Here is a 2,932-nt window from a genome sequence, read left to right as displayed (position 1 = left end):
ATCGCCGACATGGGCGGCGCCATCAACGGCAAGAAAATCGAACTGGTGGTGGCCGATCATCAGAACAAGGCTGACATCGCATCGAGCAAGGCGCGCGAGTGGTTTGACCAGCAAGGCCTGGACATGCTGATCGGCGGCACCAACTCCGGCACCGCGCTGGCGATGGCGAAGATTGCGGCGGAAAAGAAGAAACCGTTCTTCGAAATCGGCGCCGGCAGCACGCGCCTGACCAATGAAGAATGCACGCCTTACACAGTCCACAATGCTTACGACACCTACCCACTGGCCCATGTCACCGGTTCGGCGGTGGTCAAGCAGGGCGGCAAAAGCTGGTACTTCCTGACGGCCGATTATGCTTTCGGCGCCTCGCTGGAAAAAGATACCACGGCGGTGGTGAAATCCTCCGGCGGCACCGTGCTGGGTTCGGTCAAACATCCGCTCAATGCCTCCGATTTTTCTTCCTTCATGCTACAGGCGCAATCGTCCAAGGCGCAGATCATCGGCCTGGCGAACGCCGGCGGCGACCTGATCAACTCGGTCAAGGCCGCCAATGAATTCGGCGTCACCAAGAACGCCAAGCTGGCCGGCCTGCTGGTGTTTATCAACGACATCCATTCGCTGACCTTGAAGCAGACCCAGGGCATGTACCTGACCGACAGCTGGTACTGGGACCAGAACGACGAGTCGCGCAAATGGGCGAAGCGTTATTTCGAGAAAATGAAAAAAGAACCGTCCAGCCTGCAGGCCGGCGATTATTCGGCAGCGATGCAGTACCTGGCCGCTGTCAAAACGATCGGCACCGATGACGGCGACAAGGTGATGGAACAGCTGCGCAAGGCCAAGTTCAACGACATGTACGCCAAGAACGCTTACCTGCGCGCGGATGGCCGCGTGGTGCATGACATGACGCTGTACCAGGTCAAGGCGCCGGCCGATTCGAAATACCCATGGGATTACCTGAACAAGATCCAGACCATCCCGGGCGAACAGGCTTTCACCACCAAGGCTGAAACCAAGTGCGCTTTGTGGAAGTAACAAGGCTGCCGCGCCGCAGTTGAGAGGGCGCAGCTCCACGCTGACGATATGCCTGGCGCGCCGCGCAGTGCAAGGGGACCGGTTTCCCTGCGCTGCGTGGCGCGCTGTTCGATAGTTATTCACTCGCACGAGTGATCTTTTGATGACATTGCCATGGAAATATTCGGCATTCCCTTTCAAGCCTTGATGAGCCAGCTGCTGCTGGGGCTCGTCAACGGTTCGTTCTACGCCATGCTGTCGCTCGGCCTGGCGGTGATCTTCGGCCTGCTCAACGTGATCAACTTCGCCCACGGTGCGCTGTACATGATGGGCGCCTTCCTGGCCTGGATCGGGCTGACCTATTTCAACCTGAACTACTGGGTGATGCTGGCGCTGGCGCCGCTGCTGGTGGGGCTGTTCGGCATCATCATCGAGAGGACCATGCTGCGCTGGCTGTACAAGCTGGACCACCTATACGGCTTGCTGCTGACCTTCGGCATCACCTTGATGGTGGAGGGCATCTTCCGCTCTTTCTACGGCGTCTCCGGCCAGCCGTTTTCGGTGCCGGAGCAGCTGAGCGGCGCTACCGACCTCGGCTTCATGGTGCTGCCTAACTACCGTGCCTGGGTGGTGCTGGCATCGCTGACGGTGTGTTTTGCGACCTGGTTCGTGATTGAAAAGACCAAGCTGGGGGCATACCTGCGCGCCGGCACCGAGAATCCGAAACTGGTGGAAGCGTTCGGCATCAACGTGCCGCTGATGGTGACCTTGACCTACGGCTTCGGCGTCGCTTTGGCGGCCTTTGCCGGGGTGCTGGCGGCGCCGGTGATCCAGGTCTCGCCACTGATGGGTTCGAACCTGATTATCGTCGTGTTCGCGGTTGTGGTGATCGGCGGCATGGGCTCCATCATGGGTTCCATCATCACCGGCCTGGGGCTGGGCGTGATCGAGGGACTGACCCGCGTGTTTTATCCGGAAGCGTCGGCCACGGTGGTGTTCATCGTGATGGCGATTGTGCTGATGATCCGGCCGGCAGGCCTGTTCGGCAAAGAGAAATGAGCGGAGCGGCTATGAACATTAATAAAAAAATCGGCTACGGCTTGCTGTTGGCTGCCGCGTTGGCGGCGCCGTTTGGCATCTATCCGGTGTTCCTGATGAAGATCATTTGCTTCGCGCTGTTTGCCTGCGCGTTCAACCTGCTGATCGGCTTTACCGGCTTGTTGTCGTTTGGACATGCCGCCTTCTTTGGCGGCGCCGGCTACATTGCCGGATATGCGCTGCAGACACTGGGTTTGCCGACCGAAGTAGGGTTGCTCGCGGGCACCGCCACCGGTGCGCTGATCGGCCTGGTGATGGGCAGCCTGGCGATCCGGCGGCAGGGGATTTATTTCACCATGATCACGCTGGCCCTGGCGCAGATGCTGTATTTCGTTTGCCTGCAGATGCCGTTCACGGGCGGCGAGGACGGTTTGCAAGGCGTGCCGCGCGGGCATTTGCTGGGATTTATCGACCTTGGCAATGACCTGACCTTGTACTACGTGGTGCTGGCGATTGCCGTGGCCGGTTTTGCGCTGATCATGCGTACCGTGAATTCGCCATTCGGCCAGGTGCTGAAAGCAATCAAGGAAAATGAGCCGCGCGCCATTTCATTGGGTTACGACGTCAACCGCTACAAGCTGCTGGCGTTTGTGCTGTCGGCGGCGCTGTCGGGCTTGGCCGGTTCCACCAAGACCCTGGTGCTGGGTTTTGAAACACTGACCGACGTGCACTGGACCATGTCCGGCCTGGTAGTGCTGATGACTCTGGTAGGTGGTTTGGGCACCATCATCGGGCCGATTGTCGGGGCGGTGATCATTATCGTACTGGAAAACAAGCTGGGCGATATCGGCAACTGGCTCGCTTCGGTTACCCACATCGA

Annotated in this window: 3 protein-coding genes; all 3 read left to right on the top strand. The window is 59.3% G+C overall.

Annotated elements, in window-relative coordinates:
* The coding region (locus JWQ61_RS00050; protein WP_304358701.1) for an ABC transporter substrate-binding protein at positions 1-1,035 on the top strand (1,035 nt) is incomplete at its 5' end.
* Between the two features lie 153 nt (positions 1,036-1,188).
* Positions 1,189-2,073: a branched-chain amino acid ABC transporter permease gene (locus JWQ61_RS00045; protein ID WP_304358700.1), complete on the top strand. Its 885-nt coding sequence runs from the start codon at positions 1,189-1,191 to the stop codon at positions 2,071-2,073.
* Between the two features lie 17 nt (positions 2,074-2,090).
* Positions 2,091-2,932: branched-chain amino acid ABC transporter permease (locus JWQ61_RS00040; RefSeq protein WP_304358702.1), on the top strand; the 842-nt coding region annotated here is incomplete at its 3' end.

It is taken from the genome of Collimonas fungivorans (genome assembly GCF_028292705.1).
Taxonomy (GTDB): domain Bacteria; phylum Pseudomonadota; class Gammaproteobacteria; order Burkholderiales; family Burkholderiaceae_D; genus Collimonas; species Collimonas fungivorans_B.
Note: the sequence above shows the minus strand (reverse complement) of the source record. Positions and strands in the feature narration are given on the sequence as shown.